This window comes from Cupriavidus sp. USMAHM13 (assembly GCF_001854285.1).
Taxonomy (GTDB): Bacteria; Pseudomonadota; Gammaproteobacteria; order Burkholderiales; family Burkholderiaceae; genus Cupriavidus; species Cupriavidus malaysiensis.
The window spans coordinates 3317629-3342404 of sequence record NZ_CP017751.1 but is presented as its reverse complement, the minus strand read 5'-3'; the positions used below and the strand labels follow the sequence as shown (position 1 = coordinate 3342404).

The window sequence follows — 24776 nt, the reverse complement described above, 5'->3', positions numbered from 1 at the left end:
ACGAGCGATCAGTCCGCGGCGCAGCGGCCGAAGGCCTGCAACTCTTCCAGGGTGTTGAGATTAGCGAAGGCGAGCGGGTCGTCGAACACGACCTCGGTCAGCCGGTGTGACGCGGCCCAGGTCTCGACCTTGCGCCCGCCACCGGACAGGTAGGCCAGCAGGCTGTCGCGCGCCGCCACCGGCAGCAGGCAGAACACGGGTTGCGGCTGGCGCCTGCCTTGCGCATCGCGTGTCACGGCCATCGCCAGTTCCGCGCCGGTCGAGGCCAGGCCATGGGCGAGCCGTGCTACCAGGTCGGTCGGCAGCCGCGGTGTATCGCATGGCGCCGTGACCATCCAGGCGGTGCGGCACTGTTCCAGCCCGGCTGCCATGCCGGCGAGCGGCCCGGCGAATCCGGGCAGCGAATCCGGCACGACGACCAGGCCGAAGTCCTGGTATCGCTCCAGGTTGCGGTTGGCATTGATCAGCATCGCCCCGGTCTGGGGAGTCAGCCGCGCCTGCACATGGCAGACCAGCGGGATGCCGTCCAGCAGTTGCAGCCCCTTGTCGACGCCCCCCATGCGGCTGCCGCGGCCGCCGGCGAGGATCAGGCCGGTGACGTGGTCGGGATGGATCATCATGCGTGTGCGATGGTGGGGCGGTGGCGGGCGGGGTCAGCCGCCGATATAGGACATTTCGATCTTGCGTTCCGCGCGGGCCGCGCGGATTGCCGGATCGCTCCGCTGCTCGGAGTAGTTGTCCGTGCGCTGCTGCCATAGCGCCGCGATCGCGTTGGCGATCTCCAGGTCGCTGCGGCCGCTGCGGAGCAACTCGCGCAGGTCATGGCCTTCGGTGGCGAACAGGCAGAGGTAGAGCCGTCCCTCGGTCGACAGCCGGATGCGGCTGCAATCACCGCAGAAAGCGTGGGAGACACTGGAGATCACGCCGATCTCGCCCGCACCGTCGCGGTAGCGCCAGCGCTCGGCCGTTTCGCCCAGGTAATTGGCGCCGATCGCTTCGAGCGGGAAGGCTGCGTCGATGCGGCGCACCACTTCCGCGGAAGGCAGCACCTCGTCCATGCACCAATGGTTGCTGGCGCCGACGTCCATGAATTCGATGAACCGTACGATCACGCCGGAGCCGCGGAAATGTGCCGCCATCGGCACGATCTCGCTATCGTTGACGCCACGCTTGACCACCATATTGACCTTGAGCGGTGCCAGGCCGGCAGCCTGCGCCGCCTCGATGCCGGCCAGCACGTCGCGCACGGCGAAATCCACGTCGTTCATGCGCCGGAAGGTGGTGTCGTCGATGGCGTCGAGGCTGACGCTGACGCGTGTCAGGCCGGCATCGCGCAGGGCCCGTGCCTTGCGCGCCAGCAGCGAGGCATTGGTGGTCAGTGTCAGGTCGAGCGGCTTGCCCGAGACGGTTTCGAGACGCGCCAGCATTTCCACCAGCTTTTCGATGTTCTTGCGCAGCAGCGGCTCGCCGCCGGTGAGCCGGATCTTTTCCACGCCGTGTGCAACAAAGAGCCGGGCCGCCCGGGTGATTTCCTCGAAGCTCAGCAGCTCGGCATGCGGCAGGAAGGTGTAGTCCTTGTCGAAGACGTCCTTCGGCATGCAGTAGACACAGCGGAAGTTGCAGCGGTCCGTGACCGAGATGCGCAGATCGTGCAGCGGGCGCCCGCGCCGGTCGGAAAGCAGGCCGGTCGGCGGGACCAGTTCGGCCGGGATGCCGGAGGCCATCGAGCGATAGCGATGCTCGCGCAGGTCGAGGATGGGGATGACGGTCTCGGTCATGGCCTGGGGGCGGGGCTCGCGGCTCGGGGCCCGGGCGGTGTGCCCCGGTTCCCGCCGCGATGACTTGATGCCGTCATTCTAGCCGAGCGCGCAGGCACCACGTGTTGCAGCGCGCCGGAAGGGAAAGGGGAGTGCGGCAGCCGGCCCGGACAGCTTGCCGGCAGGGGAAAAGAAAAAGGGGACGGTTTCCCGTCCCCTTCGGGCCGCGGCGGCACGCCGCCGCGGCATTGCCCTTGCGACTGGCGACTTACTGGTGCGCGGAAGAGATCATTTCAACCTGATTGCCGCCGGTTTCCACCAGGATCATCGGACCCTCGGGCAGCGGAGGCAGGGGTTTGCGCTCGCGCGGCACCCGCGGCGCGGGCACGATGCGGGCGGCGGCCTCCTGGGCGGCACGGTACTTGTCGCTGTCGGTATGGACCCACTGCAGGCCGGCAGCAGCCAGCATCGGCTCCAGGTTGCCCGGCGCAGCGGCCTGCACGGCAGGGGCGGGAGCCACGACGGCAGCCGCCGGCGCAGCTTCCACGGCCGCGACCGCGGGTGCTGCTACGGCAGCGGCTTCCGGTGCCGGGACTGCGGCAATCGCCGGTTCGGCCACCGGTTCGGCCACCGTCGTGGCCGGTGCCGGCTGGATCGGCGCGGCGGCTGCCACCGTGACCGGAGCGGGCTCGGCATGGGCCGGCTCGGTCAGCGGAACCGCTGGCGTGGCGCTCGCAGCGGCTTCGACGGCTGCATGCTCGACTGCCACCGGAGCGGGCTCGGCTGCCGCTGCCGCTGCCGCGATTGCCGGTTGCGCGGCAGCCACGGTTTCGGCCACCGGCTCGACGCGTGCCACGGCGACTGCCTCGACCTGCGTCACCGCGGCGGTGGCGACTGCGTCCGCCTCCGCGCCAACTGCGGCCAGAGGCGCCGGCGCCGCACCGACGTCGCCGGCTTCACCAGCTTCGCCATTCTGTTGACCGTCCTCGCGCTCGCGGCGATAGCGGTTGCGGCCGCGGCGGTTGCGGCGGCGGCGTTCTTCGCCCTCGCCAGCCTCGGCCGCTTCAGCGCCTTCGGTGCCTTCCGGCAGGTCGAGGCGTGCGCTGTCCTCGGCTTCACGTGCCGCAGCGGCGGTGCCGGGCTGGGCTGAGAGGCCCTCCGGCACGGCGGCAAGTGCTGCGACTTCCTCGGCGCCCTCGCTCTCGCGGGCTTCGCCGCGTTCGCGCTGGCGGTCACGGTTGCGCTCGCGACGTTCGCCGCGTTCGGCCCGTTCACCGCGTTCCGAGCGCTCGCCACGCTCACCCCGGTCGGGGCGCTCGCCGCGCTCGCGGCGTTCCTGGCCGGCTTCCGCCTGGCGGGAGGCCGGTGCGGCCTGGAGGTCGGCCGGCTGGCGCTGCGGACGCGGCTGGCGTTCGCCCTTCTGCTCCGTCGCCGGCCGCTCGCCGCGTTCGCCGCGCTGGCCGCGGCCACTCTGGCGTTCGCCGCGCTCGGCGCGCTCACCGCGATCGGTGCGCTCACCACGGTCTCCGCGCTCGCCGCGCCCACCCTGGCCACGCTCACCCCGTTCGGTGCGTTCGCCGCGCGGCCCACGCTCGCGGCGGCCTTCACCGGTGCGTGCCTCGGCGGCCACTGGCTTGGCGGGCTCGACGGCCGGGGCTGCCGGCTTGGCGCCGAACAAGCCCTTCAGCCAGGCGATGAAGCCACCGCTGGCGACCGGCTGGGTGGCAGGCACGGGCGGCGCAGCAGGCACTTCCTGGCGCGGCGCGCGCTCGGGGCGCGGCGTCGACACCGGGGCCGGCTGCTCGGGCGTGATGCCCTTCACCGCGGCTTCCTGGCGCGGCTTGGCATCTTCCTTCTTGCGGCTGCTGTAGCTGGTATCGGCTTCCAGCTCCTTGGCGGCGGCCTCGGCCATCTTGTAGCTGGCCATGCTGTCCTCCAGGCGCGGATCGTCGTGGCGCAGGCGTTCCAGCTTGTAGTGCGGCGTCTCCAGGTGCTTGTTGGGGATCAGCAGCACATTGACCTTGAAGCGCAGTTCGATCAGGTTGATTTCCTGGCGCTTCTCGTTCAGCAGGAAGGCGGCCACCTCCACCGGTACCTGGCAGTGGATGGCGGCGGTGTTTTCCTTCATCGCCTCTTCCTGGATGATGCGCAGCACCTGCAGGGCGGACGATTCCGTATCGCGGATATGGCCCGTGCCGTTGCAGCGCGGGCAAGTGATGTGGGAGCCCTCCGACAGCGACGGGCGCAGGCGCTGGCGCGACAGCTCCATCAGGCCGAAGCGGCTGATCTTGCCCATCTGCACGCGGGCGCGGTCATGGCGCAGCGCGTCCTTCAGGCGGGTTTCCACGTCCTTCTGGGCCTTGCTCGACTCCATGTCGATGAAGTCGATCACGATCAGGCCGCCCAGGTCGCGCAAGCGCAACTGGCGGGCAATCTCATCGGCCGCTTCCAGGTTGGTGCGCAGCGCGGTTTCCTCGATGTCGGCGCCCTTGGTGGCGCGGGCCGAGTTCACGTCCACGGAGACCAGGGCCTCGGTGTGGTCGATCACGATGGCGCCGCCGGACGGCAGCATCACCATGCGCGAATAGGCCGACTCGATCTGGTGCTCGATCTGGAAGCGCGAGAAGAGGGGGACATCGTCGCGGTACTTCTTGACCCGGTTCAGGTTGTCCGGCATCACCACGCTCATGAAGGCGCGGGCCTGCTCGTAGATCTCGTCGGTATCGATCAGGATCTCGCCGATATCGGGCTGGAAGTAGTCGCGGATGGCGCGGATCACCAGGCTCGATTCCAGGTAGATCAGCAGCGGGGCCCGGTTGTCGCCGGCTGCGCCGTCGATGGCCTTCCACAATTGCAGCAGGTAGTTCAGGTCCCACTGCAGTTCCTCGGCCGAGCGGCCGATGCCCGCGGTACGGGCGATGATGCTCATGCCTTCGGGCACGGTCAGCTGCGCCATGGTCTCGCGCAGTTCCTGGCGGTCCTCGCCCTCGATGCGGCGCGACACGCCGCCGCCGCGCGGGTTGTTGGGCATCAGCACCAGGTAGCGGCCGGCCAGTGAGATGAAGGTGGTCAGGGCGGCGCCCTTGTTGCCACGCTCTTCCTTTTCTACCTGGACGATCAGCTCCTGGCCTTCGTGCAAGGCATCCTGGATGCGTGCATTGCGCACGTCGATGCCTTCCTTGAAATAGGCGCGGGCGACTTCCTTGAACGGCAGGAAGCCGTGGCGTTCTTCGCCGTAGTTGACGAAGCAGGCCTCCAGCGAGGGCTCGATACGGGTGATCACGCCCTTGTAGATATTGCCCTTGCGCTGTTCGCGCCCGGCGGCCTCGATGTCGATGTCGATCAGCTTCTGGCCATCGACAATCGCGACGCGCAGTTCCTCTTGCTGCGTCGCATTGAAAAGCATGCGTTTCATCGCACTACCTCGCTCCAATGCCGCGCCAGGCACCGGCATGCGGCGCCACGCGGCGTTCCGTGAAGCACGCTAGGGAGCGAGTGGGGGTGGGAGAATTGCCGGGAGTGCCGGCACGCCGATGGGCGTGGCCGGCTGGGCGCGGGTGAGGAGAGGCCACGGCGTCCTGGCGACGGCCGCGGGGGTGAGAGAGGGCCGGCGGCTGCTCAGTGCAGCATGCCGGCGCAACACCCTGCTTGCTGGCGGCGGTTGCCGGGCAAAGCGCGCCGGCCATACCGCGGCCGGCCGCGGTATGGCCGAGACGCGTCAAAGAGCAATTTGTCGGGCACGACAATGCTTGTCCGCATGCTGACATCTCCTGGCGGGCGCACCTATACCTTCTTAGAGTTCTGCGACCGGGCGCCGGTAATACCAGCCAGCTGCGAGGCAAGCCTGCCGGCCGGCACCGTTAGCCGGTGCGGACGGGACTTCTCTCACCAGAGCGGATGCCACGGGCATCCGCCATCAAATTCTGTTCTACCTGAACACTCAGTTCCCACGTGACCGCCCAGATTGCCGAAGCCGACTTCGGTCGGCTTCCTGCGCGCGGACGGTTCCGTGCGTGCTGCTTTTTTGCCACCATTCGCCGGCCTGGCGTTCGCGGGGTACGCAAATCGACGTGAGGCCGGCCGGGCTGGCGGCAACCCAAAGTGTAAAATGCGATAAATCGCCTACACCGGATTACGCTGCCGGTCCTTGGGCCGGAACAGCGAGGAAATTATATTGAAAATGAATGAGTTACGCCATCAAATTGAAAAAGAGGCGCAGGCGCCCGCGATGGGGCCTCAGGTGGCGTATGTGACGGTTGGCGAAGAGGCCGATGGCCAGCGCATCGACAACTACCTGCTGAAGTCGGCCAAGGGCGTGCCCAAGAGCCACGTTTATCGCATCCTCCGTTCCGGCGAGGTGCGGGTCAACAAGGGGCGCGTCGACGCCACTTACCGGCTGAAAGCGGGAGATGTGGTGCGGATCCCGCCGATTCGCGTGGCGACTGCCGCACCTTCCACCGCCTTCGTGCCGCCGGCGAGCTTCCCCGTCCTGTTCGAGGATGCGCACCTGCTGATCATCGACAAGCCGGCCGGCGTGGCGGTCCATGGCGGCTCCGGCGTCGCCTTCGGGGTCATCGAACAGTTGCGGCAGGCCCATCCGGAAGCGCGCTTCCTGGAACTGGTGCACCGGCTCGACCGGGAGACCTCGGGCATCCTGATGCTGGCCAAGAAGCGCTCGGCGCTGGTTGGCCTGCACGAGCAGATCCGCGGCAATGCGCTCGACAAGCGCTATTTCGCCTGCGTGGCAGGCGAGTTCGCCAATGCCCGTCAGCATGTGAAGTTCCCGCTTTTCAAATACACCACGCCCGATGGCGAGCGCCGGGTGCGGGTGCAGGCCGACGGCCTGGCCTCGCATACGGTGTTCAACCGGGTCGAGGCCTTCTCCGGCTTCACGCTGCTGGAGGCCGAACTCAAGACCGGCCGTACGCACCAGATCCGCGTGCACCTCGCCCACTCGGGCTTTCCCATCGCGGGTGACGAGAAGTACGGCGACTTCGCCTTGAACAAGGCGCTGGCCCGGGCCGGGGCCCGGCCCGGATTGCGGCGCATGTTCCTGCATGCGCACCAGCTGACCTTCGCCCATCCGTCGACCGGCGAGGCGATCACGGTGCGCGCGCCGCTGCCGGCCGAGTGCCAGGCCTTCCTGCAGCAACTGCGCGAACAGGCGGGGCGGCCCGGCTGAGCACCGGCTGGCTTGCGGCCGCTACCGAAAAGAACAGAACGACAGACGAGGACACCCAGAACCATGCCCCGGCAACGCTTTGACCTGATCGTGTTCGATTGGGACGGAACCCTGATGGATTCCACACCGACCATCGCCAAGTGCATCCAGCTTGCCGCGCGTGATCTGGGCCTGCCGGAGCCGGACGATCGTGCGGCCGCCCACGTGATCGGGCTTGGGCTGAAGGATGCGCTGTCGTATGCGGTGCCGACGCTGGACCCGATCGACTATCCCCGGCTGGCGGAGCGCTATCGCTACCATTTCCTGACCCGCGACGCCGAGCTGGTCCTGTTCGCCGGCGTGCGCGAGATGCTGGAAGCGCTGCGCGCGGAACACTATTTCCTGGGCGTGGCTACGGGCAAGACCCGCGCCGGCCTGCAGCGCGCGCTGGCCGCCACCGGCCTGGAACGCTTGTTCGACGCGACGCGCTGCGCCGACGAGACCTTCTCCAAGCCGAATCCCGCCATGCTGTTCGAGTTGACGCGCGAACTGGGCCAGGAGATGGCGCGCACCGTGATGATCGGCGACACCACGCACGATTTGCAGATGGCGATCAATGCCGGCGCGGCGGGGATCGGCGTCAGCTATGGCGCCCATCCGGCCGATTCGCTGCAGGCGATGACGCCGCTGCACTGCGCGGCGTCGGTCGAGGATCTCAGCCAGTGGCTGCGCGGCCATGGTTGAGGCGGCGCGACGCCTGTGCGACGCGGCGGCGCTGGCGGAGGGCGGGGATGGCGTGCGTTTCACGGTCGAGCTGCGTGGGCGGGAGATCAGCGCCTTCGTGGTGCGCTTCGACGGCGCGGCCCACGGCTATCTCAACCAGTGCGCGCATGTGCCGATGGAGCTGGACTGGCAGGAAGGCCGGTTCTTCGAGTCGTCGGGCCTATACTTGATGTGCGCGACACACGGCGCCATCTATGCGCCCGACACCGGGCTCTGCGTGGGCGGCCCCTGCCGTGGCGCCGCGCTCGTCAAACTGCGGATCGAGGAGCGTGATGGCGGCGTGTACTGGCTGCCGGAGTTTCCCTATGCCGCACCGGCCCTCGTCGCGGGCAGCTAGACAATGCGTGCCGGCCTGCGCTGCCACCCCTATCCCTAGCCATCTCATAGAGCCATTGCATGACTGAACAGCAGAAGCCTCCGTTTGACGACGATGGCGCCGGCAAGCCCGGCGCGGAGGGAGGCGTGGCGCCGGACCAGGCGCGCCTGGAGACGGCCCGCCACGCCGACTATCCGCTCGAGGACGAGTTGCGCCAGGGCGATGCGGCTGCGCGCCGCGAGTCGGAGGAGCGCGCCGCCAGACTGGCAGGGGCCGGCGGCCCGGTCGGGGGTGGCTGGGAGCGCGATGTGCTGGAGAAGGTGCTGATGGCAGCGCTGCGCGAGCAGCGGGCGGCGCGCCGCTGGCGCATCTTCTTCCGCTTCGCGGGCCTGGCCCTGCTGGTGGCGCTATTCCTGCTGGTGTTCGATTTCAAGGGCGATGGCGGCATCAGCACCAGCGGCCGGCATACGGCCATGGTTTCGCTGGACGGCGAGATTGCCGCCGGCACGACGGCCAGCGCGGAATCGATCAACACGGCGTTGCAGGCCGCCTTCGCCGACACCAATGCGGCCGGGGTCATCCTCAAGATCAATTCCCCGGGCGGGTCGCCGGTACAGGCCGGCATCATCAATGACGAGATCCGCCGCCTGCGCAAGCTCTATCCGTCCAAGCCGCTCTACGTGGTGGTCGAGGAGATCTGCGCTTCAGGTGGGTATTACGTGGCTGCCGCGGCCGACAAGATCTATGTCGACAAGGCCAGCATCGTGGGCTCGATCGGCGTGTTGATGGACGGTTTCGGCTTCACCGGGCTGATGGATAAGCTGGGGGTCGAGCGCCGTCTGTATACCTCGGGCGCCAACAAGGGCATGCTCGACCCGTTCTCGCCGGAAGTGCCGCGGCAGAAGGAATATGCGCAGGCCATGCTCAAGCAGATCCACCAGCAGTTCATCGATGTCGTGAAGGCAGGGCGCGGCGATCGCCTCAAGGAGGATCCGGACCTGTTCTCGGGCCTGTTCTGGACCGGCCAGCGCAGCATCGAGCTGGGGCTCGCGGACGGGCTCGGCAACGCCGACTACGTGGCCCGCGAGCTGTTCAAGGCGGAGGACATCGTCGACTACACGGTCAAGGAGAACCTGGCCGAGCGCGTTGCCAAGCGTTTCGGCGCCGCGGCTGGTAGTGCCGCCATCAAGACGCTGATGCTGGGTAGCCGCCTGCAGTCGGTGCAGTGACGAGGAAGGCGCGGTGAGGCGCGGCCGCCGCCGCGCCTCACCACTGGCCGCTGGGGGGATCAGGCTGCCAGCAGCGAGAAGATCGCCGGCCGCTTGTGCAGTTCCAGGCGCTCGGGCCGCCAGGCCGACAGCGGCAGCGTGACGATGGTCTCCCCGGGTTGGGTCAGGTCGACTGCGATCGACAGCAGTGTGGTGCCGGCACAATGCTGGCGCATGGCTTCCAGCAGGGCGCCATTACGGTAGGGTGTCTCGATCCAGACCTGGGTCTGGCGCGTCTTGCGGGAATGCTGCTCCAGCTCCCGCAGTTTCTGCGCGCGCTCGCCCGGATCGACCGGCAGGTAGCCGTTGAAGGCAAAGCTCTGGCCATTCAGTCCCGAGCCCATCACCGCCAGCAGGATCGAGCTGGGTCCGACCAGCGGGCGCACGCGCACGCCTGCCGCATGGGCCAGCCGCACCAGGTCGGCACCGGGGTCGGCCACGGCGGGTACGCCGGCCTCGGACAGCAGGCCGCCATCGCGTCCGGCCCGGATCGGTTCGAGCAGGTCGGCCAGGGCCTCGGCGCGCGTGTTGACGTTCAGTTCGCGGATCTCGATCTGCTGGATCGGCCGTGCCAGCGGCGCGGTCTCGCCCAGTTTCTTCAGGAAGGCGCGTGCGGTCTTGGCGTTCTCTGCGACCAGGTAGTCGAGCCGCGCGGCGATCTGCTGCACGCCGGCCGGGATCACGTCCGGCAGCGGGTCCGCCTCGTCGCGCTTGCCCAGGGTGTTGGGGATCAGGAACAGGGTGCCGCCGGCGTGGCTTGCGTCGGGTTGGTTGCTCATGCCGCCCTCACGCCTGGAAGAAGGGATAGCCGGCCGCCCGCAGCATGCCGGTGAGCGCGATCAGCGGCAGCCCGACCAGGGCCGTCGGGTCGTCGGATTCCACCTGCGACAGCAGGGCGATGCCCAGGCCCTCCGACTTGGCGCTGCCGGCGACGTCGTAGGGGTGCTCGAGCAGCAGGTAGGCCTCCAGCTCGGCGTCTTCCAGTGCGCGGAAGGTGGCCAGGGTCTGCACGTCGGCGAGCTGATGCTGGCCGGTGCGGCCGTCCAGCAGGCACAGGGCCGAGTGGAAAGTGATGGTGCGGCCGCGCATCATCTTCAATTGGGCCAGGGCGTTCTCGTGGGTGCCGGGTTTGCCGATCTGTGCGCCATCGAGCGTTGCCACCTGGTCCGAGCCGATCACCAGCGCGCCCGGATGGCGCGCGGAGATGGCCTGGGCCTTGGCCAGCGACAGGCGCAGTGCCGTCGCTTCCGGTGCTTCGCCGGCCAGCGGGGTTTCGTCGATATCGGGCGTGGCGACCTCGAAAGGAATGCGCAGGCGTTCGAGCAGCTCGCGGCGGTAGCGGGAGCTGGAGCCCAGGATCAGGGTGGGGCGCGTGCTGGAAGGCATAAGTCGTTGAGCGGAAAGAGGAAAGATGTGGGTGCCGGTTTTGACTCCGGGCGGAAACTCGACGTATAATCTCGCGTTTAGCCGCTTATGGCTCGCAATCCTTGCGGGTTCGCGCGGTGGCCGTGGCGGAAAGTGACGGTCCGGTGGCTCTCCCCGTGCGTCGGCAGTTGCGGCGCCGGGCGGGGATCGCGGCCGGCGACGTGCTTGTCCTCTTGCGCGCGGCCCGCGTCGCAGAGCGGTGTCGGACAGCCATCATGACCCAGTCGATCGACCTGCGCGAGTTTGATCTCTTTGCCTTTTGCCGGTCGGGCGACACTGCTGACGGCGAAGTGGCGCTGCGCGAGTTGCCGCGCATCTTAGCCGAGACGGCGGCGCAAGCGCCAGCCTCGGCGCCGGACGAGCGATTCCGCTTCCAGGTGCACGGCATGGCGCGCGAGGAGGCCGGCGAGCCCGGCCGGGCGCCGGTGCGGCGACTGTTCCTCGACCTGTCCGTCGAGGGGAGCGTCTGGCTGAACTGCCAGCGCTGCCTGGAGGCCTACGCGGAGCCGGTGTCGACGGCGACGCGCTTCGAGGTCGTAGCGACGGAAGAGGAAGCGGACGCGGCGCCGATGGACGACGATGAGGTCGACGTCATCGCGGGGTCCAAGCGTTTTTCGCTGCTGACCTTGATCGAAGATGAAGTGCTGCTGGCCCTGCCGGTAGCGCCCAAGCATGCTGTCTGCGAATCGGTGCACGAGAGTCTCGTGACCGGCGCGGACGGACAGGTGGAGCCGGAAGTCGAGGCGACGCCGGAAGAAGAAAAGCGGCCTTCGCCTTTTGCGGCGCTGGCCAACCTGAAGACCAAGCACTGAAGCCTCACGCAGCGCGTGCGGACAGGGGGCGGTCGACAGGCCCTGGATACGCATCCGGTCGGGCCCGGCTACGCCTAGCGCCAGATGCTGTGTGTTAATATTGCAAAATTCTCGAAGGAGTCATCATGGCTGTTCAACAGAACAAGAAGTCGCCGTCCAAGCGCGGCATGCACCGCTCGCACGATCACCTGTCGGCGGCTCCCCTGGCTGTCGAGCCGACCACCGGCGAAACCCACCTGCGCCACCACGTGAGCCCGAACGGCTACTACCGTGGCCGCAAGGTCATCAAGACCAAGAACGACTGACACGTCCGTTCGGCGTGACTTCGCGTCTCGCGCACACGTTCTAGGCAAGATACAAGAAAGCGGCAAGCTCGTTGCCGCTTTTTTGTTGCGCGCTCGGAAGGGATTCGACCTGCCAGTTGCCGGAACGGCGGCCAGCCAGGCCGCTCCGCCGGGCCGTCCGGGCAAGATCGGGCGGGAGGCCGGGTCAGAGTCAGCGCAATCGCGCGTCTGCTCCAGGAAACAATGACGATCAAAGTTGCCATCGATTGCATGGGCGGCGATCACGGGGTCTCCGTGACGGTGCCGGCAGCGATCAGTTTTCTCTCTACGCACGAGGATGCCGAGGTGGTCCTGGTCGGCCAGCCGGAAGCCATCGAGCCGCAGCTCAAGAAATTGCATGCGCTCGAGCATCCGCGCGTGCGCATCGTCGCCGCCACCGAGGTCGTCACCATGGACGATCCCGTGGAGGTCGCCTTGCGCAAGAAGAAGGATTCCTCGATGCGCGTGGCGGTGACGCAGGTCAAGGAAGGCCTGGCCGACGCTTGTATCTCGGCCGGCAACACCGGTGCCCTGATGGCGGTGTCGCGCTATGTGCTGAAGACGTTGGAAGGCATCGAGCGGCCTGCCATCGCTACCACCATTCCCAACGAGCAGGGCTGGGGGACCACCGTGCTCGATCTCGGTGCCAACGCGGATTGCGAGCCCGAGCATCTGCTGCAGTTTGCCCGCATGGCCGAGGCGATGGTCGCGGTGGTCGACCACAAGCCCCATCCCACCGTCGGCTTGCTGAACATCGGTGAGGAAGTCATCAAGGGCAATGAAGTGGTCAAGCGCGCCGGCGAATTGCTGCGCGCCTCCGAGCTGAACTTCTACGGCAACGTGGAAGGCAACGACATCTTCAAGGGCACCACCGACATCGTGGTCTGCGACGGCTTTGTCGGCAATGTGGCGCTCAAGAGCACCGAAGGCCTGGCGAAGATGATCGGCAGTATGATCAAGGAAGAATTCACGCGCTCCTGGTTCACCAAGCTGCTGGCGGGTGTGGCCATGCCGGTACTGTCGCGGCTGGCCAAGCGGCTGGACCCGGCGCGCTACAACGGCGCCTCGCTGCTGGGGCTGCGCGGCCTGGTGATCAAGAGTCACGGCTCGGCCGATGCGCACTCCTTTGAGTGGGCTATCAAACGCGGGTATGATGCCGCCAAGAATGGTGTCATCGCGCGCATCAGCCAGGCCTTCGCTAACAAGGTCGGCGCCGGTGGCGCCGCAGCGGGCACTTCGCAGCCGGGCACGGCGCCGAACCCGCATCCCAGCGCCCGCGCTGCCTGAGGCCCGCCCAGCGGGCCCGGAGCAGATGCCCCGGGCAACACGATCCGATACGACATGACCAGCTACGCAAAAATCATCGGTACGGGGAGCTACCTGCCCCCGCGGCGCGTCACCAACCAGGAGTTGGCGGAGCAACTGGCGGCGAAGGGCATCGAGACCAGCGATGAGTGGATCTTCTCGCGCAGCGGTATCGCCGCGCGCCATTGGGCCGAGCCGGACGTCGGCAGCAGCGACCTGGCCGTCAAGGCGGCCGAGCGGGCCATCGAGGCCGCCGGCATCGATCGCCAGGCCATCGACCTGATCATCGTCGCGACGTCCACGCCGGACTTCATCTTTCCCAGCACCGCGAGCCTGGTGCAGCAGAAGCTGGGCATCACCAACCAGTGTGCTGCCTTCGACCTGCAGGCCGTCTGTTCGGGCTTCGTGTATGCGCTGTCCACGGCGGACAAGTTCATCCGCAGCGGCTCGCACAAGAACGTGCTGGTGATCGGCGCCGAAGTGTTTTCGCGCATCCTCGATTTCAACGACCGTACCACCTGCGTGCTGTTCGGCGACGGCGCTGGTGCGGTGCTGCTGAGCGCGTCGGATGAGCCGGGCATCCTGTCCTCCGCCATGCATGCCGATGGCAGCCATGTCGATATCCTGTGCGTGCCGGGCAACATCAGCGGCGGCAATATCGTCGGCAGCCCCTTCCTGCATATGGACGGCCAGGCCGTCTTCAAGCTGGCGGTCACCGTGCTGGACAAGGTGGCGCGCGAAGCGCTGGCGGCCGCCGAGATGTCGGCGGACCAGGTCGACTGGCTGATTCCGCACCAGGCCAATATCCGCATCATGCAAGGCACGGCGAGGAAGCTCGGCCTGCCGGCCGAGCGTATGGTGGCGACCGTGCACGAGCACGGCAACACCTCGGCGGCTTCCATTCCGCTCGCGCTCGACGAGGCGGTGCGGGACGGCCGCATCCGGCCGGGTCAGAACGTGCTGATGGAGGGCGTGGGCGGCGGCTTCACCTGGGGTGCAGCGCTGCTGCGCATGTAAGGCCCCGATGCGCGCGCGGTCCTCGCGGCCGCGCCGCGGTCTCAACGATTCCACAACGATTCCAATCCGATGACTTTCGCTTTTGTATTCCCCGGCCAGGGCTCGCAATCGGTGGGCATGCTCAATGCTTTTGCTGACCACCCCGTCGTGCGCGCGACGCTGGAAGAAGCTTCCAGTGCCTTGGGTCAGGATATCGGCCGCCTGATCGCCGAGGGTCCTGCCGAGGAGCTGAACCTCACCACCAACACGCAGCCGGTCATGCTGACTGCCGCGGTGGCCGTCTACCGCGCCTGGCTCGACGCCGGCGGCCCGGCTCCCGCCCTGGTGGCAGGTCACAGCCTGGGCGAATACTCGGCGCTGGTGGCGGCGGGCGTGATCCCGTTCGCGGATGCCGTGCCGCTGGTGCGTTTCCGCGCCCAGGCCATGCAGGAAGCGGTGCCGGTGGGCGAGGGCGGCATGGCTGCCATCCTCGGCCTGTCGGACGACGACGTGCGCGCGGCCTGTGCCGAGGCGGCGCCGGCCGGCGTGGTCGAGGCCGTCAATTTCAACGCGCCGTCCCAGGTCGTGATCGCCGGGCAGAAGGCTGCGGTCGAAAAGGCCTGCGAAATTGCCAAGGCCAAGGGCGCCAAGCGCGCGCTGCCGCTGCCGGTGTCCGCGCCGTTCCACTCCTCGCTGCTGAAACCGGCTTCCGATCGCCTGCGCGAGCGTATGGCCGGGCTGGCATTCGCGACGCCGGCCATTCCGCTGGTGAACAACGTCGACGTCGCCATCGTCAGCGATCCGGAGTCCATCAAGGACGCGCTGGTGCGCCAGGCCGCCGCCCCGGTACGCTGGGTCGAGTGCGTGCAGAAGATGGCCGCCGAAGGCGTGACCCATGTGATCGAATGCGGTCCCGGCAAGGTGCTGGCCGGCATGACCAAGCGCATCGACGGCAACCTGGTCGGTGGCGCGATCTTCGATCCGGCCTCGCTGCAGGACACGCTGGCGCTGCTGAAGTAAGAACAGAACACGGGATACCAGACCATGACGAAACTTCTGGACAATCAGGTCGCGCTGGTCACCGGCGCCTCGCGCGGCATCGGCCGCGCCATCGCGCTGGAACTGGCGCGCCAAGGTGCCACGGTGGTCGGCACCGCCACCACCGAAGGCGGTGCGGCCGCGATCGGCGCGTATCTCGAGGCCGAAGGCCTGAAGGGCGCGGGCGCGGTGCTGGACGTCAAGGACGCGGCACGCTGCGAGGCCCTCATCGACGAAGTGATCAAGGCACACGGCGGCCTGAACGTGCTGGTCAACAATGCCGGCATCACGCAGGACCAGCTCGCCATGCGCATGAAGGACGATGACTGGAGCGCGGTGATCGACACCAACCTGTCGGCGGTGTTCCGCCTGTCGCGCGCCGTGCTGCGCCCGATGATGAAGGCGCGCGGCGGCCGCATCATCAATATCACCTCGGTGGTGGCCTCTGCCGGCAACCCCGGCCAGATGAACTACGCGGCCGCCAAGGCTGGCGTGGAAGGCATGAGCCGCGCGCTGGCCCGCGAGATCGGCAGCCGCAATGTCACGGTCAATTGCGTGGCACCGGGCTTCATCGATACCGATATGACCAAGGTCTTGTCGGAAGAGCAGCATGCGGCACTGAAAACCCAGATTCCGCTGGGCCGCCTCGGCCTGCCAGAGGACATCGCCCATGCGGTGACCTTCCTGGCCGGCCCGCAAGCAGCCTACATCACGGGTACGACGTTGCATGTCAACGGCGGGATGTACATGAACTGACTGCGGCGCACGGCAAGCGGTTTCGACGGAGAAGCTGCTTGATGCCGTGTGAAGCGGCTGTTTTTCCAATCAATCGGGCGCGGATCATGCAACGGTCGGCAGGCGGGATTTTTACGTTCCAAACCTGCTAAAATGCGCCCACTTTTTGTCGAACTTCCCTGGAGGGCTACATGGACAATATCGAACAACGCGTCAAGAAAATCGTGGCAGAACAGCTTGGCGTGGCCGAGGCGGACATCAAGAACGAATCGTCGTTCGTGAACGACCTGGGCGCCGACTCGCTCGACACGGTTGAACTCGTGATGGCGTTGGAAGATGAATTCGGCATGGAAATTCCCGATGAGGAAGCCGAAAAGATCACCACCGTGCAGCAGGCGATCGACTACGCCACCGCGCACGTCAAGGCCTGAGCCTGCCTTTTCTGAATTCCCGAGCCACAGAAGGCGGACGGGCGGGCCGTGCGGCCCTGCCTTGCTGTTTTCTGTGGCTTTCGTCTGTCCGAAGAGGCAGAATCGCCGTGAGCGGAGCGCGCCGATGCGGGCCCGCCGAACCGGCTGGCCCGCATCCGCGTGCCGCCGTTCCGCATTCTGCTTCACGCACCCGTAGGAAATCATAGTGAGCCGTCGTCGCGTCGTCGTCACCGGGCTCGGCCTCGTGTCTCCGGTCGGAAACACGGTTGCCGAAGGTTGGGCCAACCTGGTTGCGGGCCAGTCCGGCATCGCCACCATCACCAAGTTCGATCACTCCGCGCTTGCCGTGCACTTCGCCGGTGAAGTGAAGGGTTTCAAGGCCGAGGACTACATCCCAGCCAAGGAAGCCCGCCACATGGATACCTTTATCCATTTCGGCATCGCGGCAGGCACGCAGGCCTTGAAGGACAGCGGCCTGGAAGTGACCGAGGCCAACGCCGACCGCATCGGCGTGCTGGTCGGCTCGGGCATCGGCGGCCTGCCGATGATCGAGGACACCCATGCGGAACTGACCAACCGCGGCCCGCGTCGTATCTCGCCGTTCTTCGTGCCCGGCTCGATCATCAACATGATCTCGGGCCACCTGTCGATCATCCACGGTGTCAAGGGCCCGAACCTGGCCGCGGTAACCGCCTGCACGACCGGCCTGCACAGCATCGGCCTGGCCGCACGCCTGATTCAGGCCGGCGATGCCGATGCCATGCTGGCGGGTGGCGCCGAATCCACGGTTTCGCCGCTGGGTATCGGGGGCTTTGCCGCGGCACGCGCGCTGTCGACCCGCAACGAGGATCCGGCTGCTGCCTCGCGCCCCTGGGACAAGGGCCGCGACGGTTTCGTGCTGGGTGAGGGCGCCGGCGTGATGATGCTCGAAGAGTACGAGTCGGCCAAGGCGCGCGGCGCGCGCATCTACGCCGAGCTGGTGGGCTTCGGCATGAGCGGCGACGCCTTCCACATGACGGCGCCGAACACCGACGGTCCGCGCCGCTGCATGGTCAATGCGCTGAAGGACGCTGGTATCAATGCCGACGCGGTGCAATACCTGAACGCGCATGGCACGTCGACGCCGCTGGGCGACAAGAACGAAGCCGATGCCATCAAGCTGGCCTTCGGCGAGCACGCCTACAAGATGGCGGTCAACTCGACCAAGTCGATGACCGGCCACCTGCTGGGTGGTGCGGGTGGGCTGGAGTCGGTCTTCACCGTGCTGGCGCTGCACCACCAGGTGTCGCCGCCGACTATCAACCTCGTCGACCAGGATCCCGAGTGCGACCTGGATTTCGTGGCCAATACGGCGCGCGATATGAAGATCGACGTGGCGGTGAAGAACAACTTCGGCTTTGGCGGCACCAACGGCACGCTTGTCTTCCGCCGCGCCTGAAGCCGGCACCCGCCGGCCCGCCTCCGTCTTGCGCGGAGGCGGTGCAAGCTGGCCACGCGGTGCGTTCTGCGCCGCGCTTGCGGCCGAACTGGTCGCGCTGTTCCTGCTTGCCGCTGCCTGTCTCGCCGCCGTGGCCTCCGGCGACCGGCCGCGGCAGGTCGCGCTTGGCGCGTTGCTGGCCGCCGTACCGGTCGTGTGGTTCTACGGCTGGCGGCAGGTGCGGTACGCCGGCGCCTGCCGCTGTGCCGGCCTGGCCGGCACGGCAGGATCTCCTGCCGTCATGCTGGTCCTTCCGGACGGACGGGACGCCGTCGCGGGCATTGCTTCCAACTGGGATCTCGGCGGCGCGGCGCTGCTGCTGGCGCTGCGTCCAGGCGGGGTGTCCATGCCACGGTGGCTGATCCTTCACCGCGGCAATACGCCGGGGCCCGCGCTGCGGGCGATCCGGAGGGCGGTCCGCGCGGGCCGTCGATGACGGCTGTGCCGCCGCTGGTGGCTCTCTATGCATAGCCAAGACGTGTGCGCCACCGAATCGTAGGTAAAATACAACGTTTGTCGTGACGACGAAACCAAGAGATACACTGCAGGTGAACCATTCGTGAGCGAACGCGAAGCCGATCAGCTCCTAGTTGAACGCGTCCAGCAGGGCGACAAGCGGGCCTTTGAGTTGCTGGTGACCAAGTATCACCGCAAGATCATCCGCCTGATTTCGCGGCTGGTCCGGGACCCCGCTGAAGTGGAGGATGTGGCGCAGGATGCCTTTATCAAGGCATACCGTGCCTTGCCCCAGTTCCGGGGCGAGTCGGCCTTCTACACGTGGTTGTACCGGATCGCCGTCAACACGGCCAAGAACTATCTGGCCACCCAGGGCCGCCGCCCGGAAGCGTCAACAGACATTGATGCCGAGGAGGCTGAAACTTTTGCGGACGGCGAGCAACTAAGGGATATCAATACGCCGGAGTCGATGCTCCACACGCGCCAGGTTGCCGAGACGGTGAACCGGGCGATGGAAGCACTGCCGGAAGAGTTGCGCACGGCCATCACACTGCGCGAGATCGAAGGCCTCAGTTATGAGGAGATCGCGGAGGCGATGGGCTGCCCGATCGGTACGGTGCGCTCGCGCATCTTCCGGGCGCGCGAGGCGATTGCCGAGAAGCTGCGTCCGCTACTTGGAACGGCAGAAGGCAAGCGGTGGTAGAAGCGTTGTAAAGAAATGTCGTGCGGCCAGCGTTGCAGTCAATTCCTGCATCGATAAGCGACAAGCAGTCACGGGATTATCGGTGTTCAATGGAATGTCTTGGGGTGGGAAATGGGTCAGGCTCATAAGCAGTCGGTTCATGTAATGGATGCGGCGGAGCAGGTTTCCGCGCTGATGGATGGCGAGCTGGCACCGCACGAGGCCAGCGCCGCGCTGGAATTCGCGCGCAGCGGCCAAGGCCTGGCCGACTGGTCGACCTTCCAGATGATCGGCGACGTGCTGCGTTCGGAAGACCTCGCGCATATCGATTCGACCAATGCCTTCCTGGCCCGCTTCTCGGCGCGGCTGGACAGCGAGCCGCACGTCCTCGTGCCGGCGGTCGCCCAGGCAGGTCAGGCGCGCCAGCGCCTGCTGCTGCGTCCGTCGTGGGTGCGCCGCGTGGTACCGGGTACCGCCATTGCCGCGGCCGTCGCCGCGGTCAGCTGGGTGGTCGTGCCGCAGATGCGCGGTGCGGGCGACGTGGGTGCGCCGGATGCGGTGGTGGCCCGGGCCGACCAGCCTGCGGCCAAGGCCGGCGGGGTCGTCACCGTGGCGGCCGACAGCGGGCAGATGATCCGGGATCCGCGCCTGGACGAATACCTGCGCGCTCATCGCGTGTCCGTGGCGACCGATGCGGTCGTGCCCACCATGCGCGCGGTTGCCAACAGCGCCAACTTCATTCAGGACAATTCGCAGGAATAATGCCGGACATGCATAAGGGATGGTCGCCCGCCTATGTAGCGGGCGCACACAGAATAAGGGCCCTGCGCAGGTCCTTTTTTCTGGCCTTCTGTCTGACTGCGGCTGCGGCGAGCGCCCAGCCGGCGGACACCGCGCTGGCGCGCCGCGACGCGACGGCCTGGCTGAACAAGATTCACCGCGCGGCGCAGCGTGAGAACTACAACGGCACCCTGATCTACCAGCGCGGCAGCGTCATGCATGCCTCGCGCATCCAGCATTACAGCGACGCGGCGCAGAACGAATACGAGCGTCTCGAAACGCTCGACGGCAAGCCGCGCGAAGTCCTGCGCGAGAACGATGTCGTGCACAGCCTGATTCCGGAGGCCAAGCTGGTGGTAGTGGAGAAGCAGCAGGCCAAGGACCGCTTCCCGGCCCTGCTCGCCACCAACAAGACCGACGTGCTCGATCTCTACGACATGCGCAAGCTGCCGGACGAGCGCCTTGCCGGTCTTGAGTGCGCGGTCTTCGCCTTGCAACCGCACGACGGCGCCCGCTATGCGGTCCGCCTGTGGGCCGAGAAGAATTCGGGCCTGCTGGTGCGTGCACAGACCCTGGACGAGAACGGCAAGGTGCTCGAGCAGGTCGCCTTCTCGCAGGTCCAGATCGGCGTGCCATCGGAGAAGCAGCGCATCCTGTCGGCGATCCGCGGATCCAGCGGCTGGAGCCACTACGAGGTCACCTACCAGCCGGCCAATATCGCCGACGAAGGCTGGTCGATCAATGTGCCGGTCAAAGGCTTCCAGAAGATCCGCGAAGTGCGTCGGCCGCTCGGTGAGCTGCGTGGCCAGCAGGGCGATGGCCGCAATCAGACCTTCGAGGTGCAGCAGGTCGTGTACAGCGATGGCCTGACCGGCCTGTCGGTATTCATCGAGCCGGTTTCGGAGCAGCGCGCCAGGCGCGAGGGCGTGGCTTCACTGGGCGCCACCCAGGTGGTGGTCCGCCGCATCGCTGACTTCTGGATCACGGTGGTCGGCGAAGTACCTGCCGCGACGGTGAAGCAGTTCGCGGCAGCAGTCGAGTACCATTCGCCCAAGGTGACGCACTGAGCCAGGTGCCATCCCGAGCCGGGCGCCGCCGCGGGCGGCGCCGGTTGCTTGCGATCGCCGCGCGGCGTTCTCACAGTTGTCTCAAATAGACAGACCTTGCCAGCTACAAGCTGAGTTCCCGGGAGTTGTCGATGATTTCCAAATCGCCTGCCATGGCTCGCACCCTGGTGATGGCTGCCATCCTCGCCATCGTGCCGATGGTGTCCGAACTGGGCCATGCCCAGGCCGCGGCCCCCAGCTACGGTGTGCCCGACTTCACCGACCTGGTGGAGAAGACCAGCCCGGCCGTGGTCAATATCCGCACCACCGAGCGGGTCCGCCAGGGCGGCAGCCAGGATGACGACATGGCGGAGTTCTTCCGCCGCTTCTTCGGCGTGCCGATGCCCGGTGCGCCCGCGCCGCGTCGCGGCCAGCCTCCGCAGGGCCAGGGTCAAGGCCAGGGTCAAGGCCAGGGCGAGGAGATGAACCGCGGCGTCGGTTCGGGTTTCATCATCAGCCAGGACGGCTACGTGATGACCAACACCCATGTGGTTGCCGACGCCGACACCATCTACGTGACGCTGCCCGACAAGCGTGAATTCAAGGCCAAGCTGATCGGTTCGGACAAGCGTACCGATGTGGCACTGATCAAGATCGAAGCGACCGGCCTGCCCAAGCTGCCGCTGGGCGATTCCGACAAGGTCCGCGCCGGCGAATGGGTGCTGGCGATCGGCTCGCCGTTCGGCCTCGACAACAGCGTGACGGCCGGCATCGTGTCCGCCAAGGGGCGCGACACCGGCGACTACTTGCCGTTCATCCAGACTGACGTGGCGGTCAACCCGGGCAATTCGGGCGGTCCGCTGATCAACCTGCGCGGCGAGGTGATCGGCATCAACTCGCAGATCTACAGTCGCAGCGGCGGCTACATGGGTATTTCCTTCGCCATCCCGATCGACGAAGCGATGCGCGTGGTCGAGCAGCTCAAGGCCACCGGCAAGGTGACGCGCGGACGCATCGCGGTGGCGATCGGTGAGGTTACCAAGGAAGTCGCCGATTCGCTGGGCCTGGGACGGGCGCGCGGCGCCCTGGTGGGCAGCGTGGAGCCGGGTGGCCCTGCCGAGCGCGCCGGCGTGGAGCCGGGCGACATCATCCTGAAGTTCAACGGCAGGGATATCGAGCGCGCCTCGGACCTGCCGCGCATGGTGGGCGACACCAAACCGGGCAGCCGGGTGCCGATGCAGGTCTGGCGCAAGGGCGCCACGCGCGAGCTCACCATCACCGTGGTCGAGCTGGAACAGGACAACAAGCCCAAGGCGCGCGCGAGCAGCAGCCCGCGCGATGACGGCGGGACTGCGGCGAAGCCGAACGCGCTGGGCCTGATCGTCAATGACCTGAACGAAGCACGGCTCAAGGAGTTGAAGATCAAGTCGGGCGTGGAGGTGGATACGGTCGACGGTCCGGCCTTGCGTGCGGGCATCCGCCCGGGCGACATCATCCTGCGCCTCGGCGATACCGACGTCACCAGCGCCAGGCAATTCAACGACATGGTGCGCGCGCTCGACAAGAACCGACTGGCGGCGCTGTTCGTGCGCCGTGGCGATGCCACCCAGGTGCTGACCCTGCGCCCGGGTAGCAACGCTTCGCGTTGAGCGGCGCCATGCGGCGATGACGGCGCTCACGCTGTATGGCAGGCACCGCTGCCGTCTGTGTGACGACATGAAGGCAGCGCTGGCGCCGCTGCGCCGTGAATTCGACTTCACGCTGCACGAAGTCGATGTCGAGGCGGATCCCTTGCTCGAGTCGCGCATAGGGGAGCGGGTTCCGCTGCTGGTGGGCGGGGCGCCGGGCGCCGGCGGCGAGGCACTTTGCCGCTACTTTCTCGATGCCGTTGCGGTACGGGTGTGGCTTGCCGCACATTGTCGCGACCTGCCGTACTAGCCCGCCTGTGGCAGGGCGCCGGCGCGGCCCCATGTCACGATGCGGGAAGCCCCCGAAATCCGGTAAAATCGCGTTTTGGCGTCGACATCCGCGGATGGCGCGCGCCACCGAATATCAGCGACCGGGAGCGGACGCGCCCGGGCGGGCGCCAATTCCGGGTCGTTCCCTAGCTTTGTCGCCCGGCCCTTCGCGCCGGCGCTTTCCCTGTATATAGATGGACCATATCCGCAATTTCTCGATCATCGCCCACATCGACCACGGGAAATCGACCCTGGCCGACCGCATCATCCAGCTCTGCGGCGGCCTGTCAGACCGCGAGATGGAGGCGCAGGTGCTCGATTCGATGGATATCGAGAAGGAGCGCGGCATCACCATCAAGGCCCAGACCGCGGCGCTGAGCTACAAGGCGCGCGATGGCAAGGTCTACAACCTGAACCTGATCGACACCCCGGGGCACGTCGACTTCAGCTATGAAGTCAGCCGCTCGCTGTCGGCCTGCGAGGGAGCGCTGCTGGTGGTCGACGCTTCGCAGGGCGTGGAGGCGCAGACCGTCGCCAACTGCTACACGGCGATCGAGCTGGGCGTCGAAGTGGTGCCGGTGCTGAACAAGATCGACCTGCCGCAGGCCGATCCGGAAAACGCGATCCAGGAGATCGAGGACGTCATCGGCATCGACGCGCATGACGCCACGCCGTGCTCGGCCAAGACCGGCCAGGGCGTGGCGGACGTGATCGAGGCGCTGATCGCCAAGGTGCCGCCGCCCAAGGGCGATCCGGACGCGCCGCTGCAGGCGCTGATCATCGATTCCTGGTTCGACAACTACGTCGGCGTGGTGATGCTGGTGCGCGTGGTCAACGGCACGCTGCGCACCAAGGACAAGGTGCTGCTGATGGCCACGGGCGCCCAGCACCTGGTCGAGCAGGTCGGCGTGTTCTCGCCTAAGTCGATCCAGCGCGACGCGCTTTCGGCCGGCCAGGTCGGCTTCGTCATCGCCGGCATCAAGGAACTGAAGGCGGCCAAGGTGGGCGACACCATCACCAGCGTGGCACGCAAGGCCGAGTCGCCGCTGCCTGGCTTCAAGGAGGTCAAGCCGCAGGTGTTCGCCGGCCTCTATCCGGTGGAGGCCAACCAGTACGAGGCGCTGCGCGAATCGCTGGAGAAACTGCGCCTGAACGACGCCTCGCTGCAGTTCGAGCCCGAGGTGTCGCAAGCGCTGGGCTTCGGCTTCCGCTGCGGCTTCCTCGGCCTGCTGCACATGGAGATCGTGCAGGAGCGGCTCGAGCGCGAGTTCGACATGGACCTGATCACCACCGCGCCGACGGTGGTCTACCAGGTACAGCTGCGCGACGGCACCATGGTCACGGTGGAGAACCCGGCCAAGATGCCGGACCCGGCCAAGATCGAGGCGATCCTCGAGCCGATCGTCACCGTCAACCTGTATATGCCGCAGGACTATGTCGGCTCGGTGATCACGCTGTGCACGCAGAAGCGCGGCACGCAGATCAATATGAGCTACCACGGCAAGCAGGTGCAGCTCACCTACGAGATCCCCATGGCGGAGATCGTCATGGACTTCTTCGACCGGCTCAAGTCGGTGTCGCGCGGCTATGCCTCGATGGACTACGAGTTCAAGGAATACCGGCCGTCCGACGTGGTCAAGGTGGACATCCTGATCAACAGCGACAAGGTGGATGCCCTGTCGGTGATCGTGCACCGCTCGAACTCGCAGTACCGCGGGCGCGAGGTGGCGGCCAAGATGCGCGAGATCATTCCGCGCCAGATGTACGACGTGGCGATCCAGGCGGCCATCGGCTCGAACATCATCGCCCGCGAGAACGTCAAGGCGCTGCGCAAGAACGTGCTGGCGAAGTGCTATGGCGGCGATATCTCGCGCAAGAAGAAGCTGCTGGAAAAGCAGAAGGCCGGCAAGAAGCGCATGAAGCAGGTCGGCACCGTCGAGATCCCGCAGGAGGCCTTCCTCGCCATCCTGAAGGTCGAAGAGAAATAAGGGAAGCGGCAAGAGAAGGGGGGCACCGGTGCGCGCGGC

The 24776-nt window shown here is 67.0% G+C and carries 24 protein-coding genes; 19 read left to right on the top strand and 5 right to left on the bottom strand.

What is annotated here, in order from left to right; genetic code table 11:
• Positions 1-8: 8 nt before the first annotated feature.
• The 3 genes from mobA to BKK81_RS14710 all read right to left on the bottom strand — a co-directional run bounded on the left by mobA (position 9) and on the right by BKK81_RS14710 (position 5172).
• Positions 9-617, bottom strand: a complete 609-nt coding sequence (gene mobA, locus BKK81_RS14720; RefSeq protein ID WP_071016497.1) for a molybdenum cofactor guanylyltransferase MobA — start codon at positions 615-617, stop codon at positions 9-11.
• A gap of 36 nt (positions 618-653) precedes the next feature.
• The gene (gene moaA, locus BKK81_RS14715) at positions 654-1778 is read right to left on the bottom strand and encodes a GTP 3',8-cyclase MoaA (protein ID WP_071014303.1); all 1125 of its coding nucleotides are present in this window, start codon (positions 1776-1778) and stop codon (positions 654-656) included.
• Between the two features lie 247 nt (positions 1779-2025).
• Positions 2026-5172: an Rne/Rng family ribonuclease gene (locus tag BKK81_RS14710; RefSeq protein WP_071014300.1), complete on the bottom strand. Its 3147-nt coding sequence runs from the start codon at positions 5170-5172 to the stop codon at positions 2026-2028.
• 765 nt (positions 5173-5937) lie between these two features.
• Between BKK81_RS14710 and BKK81_RS14705 the strand changes: the two genes are divergently transcribed.
• From BKK81_RS14705 to BKK81_RS14690, 4 genes are all read left to right on the top strand, one after another.
• Positions 5938-6939 (top strand): RluA family pseudouridine synthase, encoded by a 1002-nt coding sequence (locus BKK81_RS14705; protein WP_071014297.1) that lies wholly within the window; start codon positions 5938-5940, stop codon positions 6937-6939.
• A gap of 63 nt (positions 6940-7002) precedes the next feature.
• On the top strand, positions 7003-7662 hold the full coding sequence (locus tag BKK81_RS14700) for an HAD-IA family hydrolase (RefSeq protein WP_071014295.1): 660 nt from the start codon (positions 7003-7005) through the stop codon (positions 7660-7662).
• The gene (locus BKK81_RS14695; RefSeq protein WP_071014293.1) at positions 7655-8038 is read left to right on the top strand and encodes a Rieske (2Fe-2S) protein; all 384 of its coding nucleotides are present in this window, start codon (positions 7655-7657) and stop codon (positions 8036-8038) included. The genes BKK81_RS14700 and BKK81_RS14695 overlap by 8 nt, the downstream gene beginning before the upstream one ends.
• A 59-nt stretch (positions 8039-8097) precedes the next feature.
• Entirely contained in the window at positions 8098-9246 is a 1149-nt protein-coding gene (locus tag BKK81_RS14690; protein ID WP_071014290.1) for a S49 family peptidase, read from the top strand.
• A 59-nt stretch (positions 9247-9305) separates the two neighbouring features.
• Here BKK81_RS14690 and BKK81_RS14685 read toward each other — a convergent pair whose 3' ends face one another.
• Both BKK81_RS14685 and BKK81_RS14680 read right to left on the bottom strand, forming a co-directional pair.
• Positions 9306-10064 carry an SAM-dependent methyltransferase gene (locus tag BKK81_RS14685; protein ID WP_071014289.1) on the bottom strand — a complete coding sequence of 253 codons (759 nt, stop codon included), beginning with the start codon at positions 10062-10064 and terminating at the stop codon, positions 9306-9308.
• A 7-nt stretch (positions 10065-10071) separates the two neighbouring features.
• Positions 10072-10671 (bottom strand): Maf-like protein, encoded by a 600-nt coding sequence (locus tag BKK81_RS14680; protein ID WP_071014286.1) that lies wholly within the window; start codon positions 10669-10671, stop codon positions 10072-10074.
• Positions 10672-10925: 254 nt separating this feature from the next.
• Between BKK81_RS14680 and BKK81_RS14675 the strand changes: the two genes are divergently transcribed.
• From BKK81_RS14675 to lepA, 15 genes are all read left to right on the top strand, one after another.
• Positions 10926-11522, top strand: coding sequence for a YceD family protein (locus BKK81_RS14675; protein ID WP_071014284.1), 597 nt, complete (start codon positions 10926-10928; stop codon positions 11520-11522).
• A gap of 125 nt (positions 11523-11647) precedes the next feature.
• On the top strand, positions 11648-11827 hold the full coding sequence (gene rpmF, locus BKK81_RS14670; protein WP_010814675.1) for a 50S ribosomal protein L32: 180 nt from the start codon (positions 11648-11650) through the stop codon (positions 11825-11827).
• Between the two features lie 222 nt (positions 11828-12049).
• Positions 12050-13132, top strand: coding sequence for a phosphate acyltransferase PlsX (plsX, locus tag BKK81_RS14665; protein ID WP_071014281.1), 1083 nt, complete (start codon positions 12050-12052; stop codon positions 13130-13132).
• Positions 13133-13186: 54 nt separating this feature from the next.
• Complete coding sequence (locus BKK81_RS14660; RefSeq protein WP_071014278.1) at positions 13187-14167, top strand: beta-ketoacyl-ACP synthase III; 981 nt, start codon at positions 13187-13189, stop codon at positions 14165-14167.
• Positions 14168-14236: 69 nt separating this feature from the next.
• Positions 14237-15166 (top strand): ACP S-malonyltransferase, encoded by a 930-nt coding sequence (fabD, locus tag BKK81_RS14655; protein ID WP_071014276.1) that lies wholly within the window; start codon positions 14237-14239, stop codon positions 15164-15166.
• A gap of 24 nt (positions 15167-15190) precedes the next feature.
• Positions 15191-15940: a 3-oxoacyl-ACP reductase FabG gene (fabG, locus tag BKK81_RS14650; RefSeq protein WP_071014273.1), complete on the top strand. Its 750-nt coding sequence runs from the start codon at positions 15191-15193 to the stop codon at positions 15938-15940.
• Positions 15941-16110: 170 nt separating this feature from the next.
• Positions 16111-16350 carry an acyl carrier protein gene (acpP, locus tag BKK81_RS14645; RefSeq protein WP_008644813.1) on the top strand — a complete coding sequence of 80 codons (240 nt, stop codon included), beginning with the start codon at positions 16111-16113 and terminating at the stop codon, positions 16348-16350.
• 205 nt (positions 16351-16555) lie between these two features.
• Positions 16556-17788 carry a beta-ketoacyl-ACP synthase II gene (gene fabF, locus BKK81_RS14640; RefSeq protein WP_071014270.1) on the top strand — a complete coding sequence of 411 codons (1233 nt, stop codon included), beginning with the start codon at positions 16556-16558 and terminating at the stop codon, positions 17786-17788.
• The gene (locus BKK81_RS14635; RefSeq protein WP_156811297.1) at positions 17769-18263 is read left to right on the top strand and encodes a hypothetical protein; all 495 of its coding nucleotides are present in this window, start codon (positions 17769-17771) and stop codon (positions 18261-18263) included. The genes fabF and BKK81_RS14635 overlap by 20 nt, the downstream gene beginning before the upstream one ends.
• Before the next feature lie 123 nt (positions 18264-18386).
• Entirely contained in the window at positions 18387-18986 is a 600-nt protein-coding gene (gene rpoE / locus BKK81_RS14630) for an RNA polymerase sigma factor RpoE (RefSeq protein ID WP_071014264.1), read from the top strand.
• Positions 18987-19097: 111 nt separating this feature from the next.
• Complete coding sequence (locus tag BKK81_RS14625) at positions 19098-19727, top strand: sigma-E factor negative regulatory protein (RefSeq protein ID WP_071014262.1); 630 nt, start codon at positions 19098-19100, stop codon at positions 19725-19727.
• A gap of 8 nt (positions 19728-19735) precedes the next feature.
• Positions 19736-20812, top strand: a complete 1077-nt coding sequence (locus BKK81_RS14620; protein ID WP_071016495.1) for a MucB/RseB C-terminal domain-containing protein — start codon at positions 19736-19738, stop codon at positions 20810-20812.
• Between the two features lie 131 nt (positions 20813-20943).
• A complete protein-coding gene (locus BKK81_RS14615) occupies positions 20944-22440 on the top strand; it encodes a DegQ family serine endoprotease (protein ID WP_071014260.1) in 1497 nt (498 codons plus the stop codon).
• A 16-nt stretch (positions 22441-22456) separates the two neighbouring features.
• Entirely contained in the window at positions 22457-22729 is a 273-nt protein-coding gene (locus BKK81_RS14610) for a glutaredoxin family protein (protein ID WP_071014257.1), read from the top strand.
• A 214-nt stretch (positions 22730-22943) separates the two neighbouring features.
• Positions 22944-24737, top strand: coding sequence for a translation elongation factor 4 (gene lepA, locus BKK81_RS14605; protein WP_071014254.1), 1794 nt, complete (start codon positions 22944-22946; stop codon positions 24735-24737).
• Positions 24738-24776: the final 39 nt, after the last annotated feature.

What these genes read in the sequence shown, in the direction of transcription:
- BKK81_RS14705 (WP_071014297.1), top strand. Translation starts at nt 5,938, where the DNA reads ATGAATGAGTTACGCCATCAAATTGAAAAAGAGGCGCAGGCGCCCGCG.
- fabG (WP_071014273.1), top strand. Translation starts at nt 15,191, where the DNA reads ATGACGAAACTTCTGGACAATCAGGTCGCGCTGGTCACCGGCGCCTCG.
- lepA (WP_071014254.1), top strand. Translation starts at nt 22,944, where the DNA reads ATGGACCATATCCGCAATTTCTCGATCATCGCCCACATCGACCACGGG.
- BKK81_RS14690 (WP_071014290.1), top strand. Translation starts at nt 8,098, where the DNA reads ATGACTGAACAGCAGAAGCCTCCGTTTGACGACGATGGCGCCGGCAAG.
- fabD (WP_071014276.1), top strand. Translation starts at nt 14,237, where the DNA reads ATGACTTTCGCTTTTGTATTCCCCGGCCAGGGCTCGCAATCGGTGGGC.
- BKK81_RS14710 (WP_071014300.1), bottom strand. Translation starts at nt 5,172, where the DNA reads ATGAAACGCATGCTTTTCAATGCGACGCAGCAAGAGGAACTGCGCGTC.
- mobA (WP_071016497.1), bottom strand. Translation starts at nt 617, where the DNA reads ATGATCCATCCCGACCACGTCACCGGCCTGATCCTCGCCGGCGGCCGC.
- BKK81_RS14610 (WP_071014257.1), top strand. Translation starts at nt 22,457, where the DNA reads ATGACGGCGCTCACGCTGTATGGCAGGCACCGCTGCCGTCTGTGTGAC.
- BKK81_RS14685 (WP_071014289.1), bottom strand. Translation starts at nt 10,064, where the DNA reads ATGAGCAACCAACCCGACGCAAGCCACGCCGGCGGCACCCTGTTCCTG.
- BKK81_RS14625 (WP_071014262.1), top strand. Translation starts at nt 19,098, where the DNA reads ATGGGTCAGGCTCATAAGCAGTCGGTTCATGTAATGGATGCGGCGGAG.
- BKK81_RS14695 (WP_071014293.1), top strand. Translation starts at nt 7,655, where the DNA reads ATGGTTGAGGCGGCGCGACGCCTGTGCGACGCGGCGGCGCTGGCGGAG.
- BKK81_RS14620 (WP_071016495.1), top strand. Translation starts at nt 19,736, where the DNA reads ATGCATAAGGGATGGTCGCCCGCCTATGTAGCGGGCGCACACAGAATA.
- BKK81_RS14615 (WP_071014260.1), top strand. Translation starts at nt 20,944, where the DNA reads ATGATTTCCAAATCGCCTGCCATGGCTCGCACCCTGGTGATGGCTGCC.
- acpP (WP_008644813.1), top strand. Translation starts at nt 16,111, where the DNA reads ATGGACAATATCGAACAACGCGTCAAGAAAATCGTGGCAGAACAGCTT.
- rpmF (WP_010814675.1), top strand. Translation starts at nt 11,648, where the DNA reads ATGGCTGTTCAACAGAACAAGAAGTCGCCGTCCAAGCGCGGCATGCAC.
- BKK81_RS14700 (WP_071014295.1), top strand. Translation starts at nt 7,003, where the DNA reads ATGCCCCGGCAACGCTTTGACCTGATCGTGTTCGATTGGGACGGAACC.
- BKK81_RS14660 (WP_071014278.1), top strand. Translation starts at nt 13,187, where the DNA reads ATGACCAGCTACGCAAAAATCATCGGTACGGGGAGCTACCTGCCCCCG.
- plsX (WP_071014281.1), top strand. Translation starts at nt 12,050, where the DNA reads ATGACGATCAAAGTTGCCATCGATTGCATGGGCGGCGATCACGGGGTC.
- moaA (WP_071014303.1), bottom strand. Translation starts at nt 1,778, where the DNA reads ATGACCGAGACCGTCATCCCCATCCTCGACCTGCGCGAGCATCGCTAT.
- BKK81_RS14675 (WP_071014284.1), top strand. Translation starts at nt 10,926, where the DNA reads ATGACCCAGTCGATCGACCTGCGCGAGTTTGATCTCTTTGCCTTTTGC.
- BKK81_RS14680 (WP_071014286.1), bottom strand. Translation starts at nt 10,671, where the DNA reads ATGCCTTCCAGCACGCGCCCCACCCTGATCCTGGGCTCCAGCTCCCGC.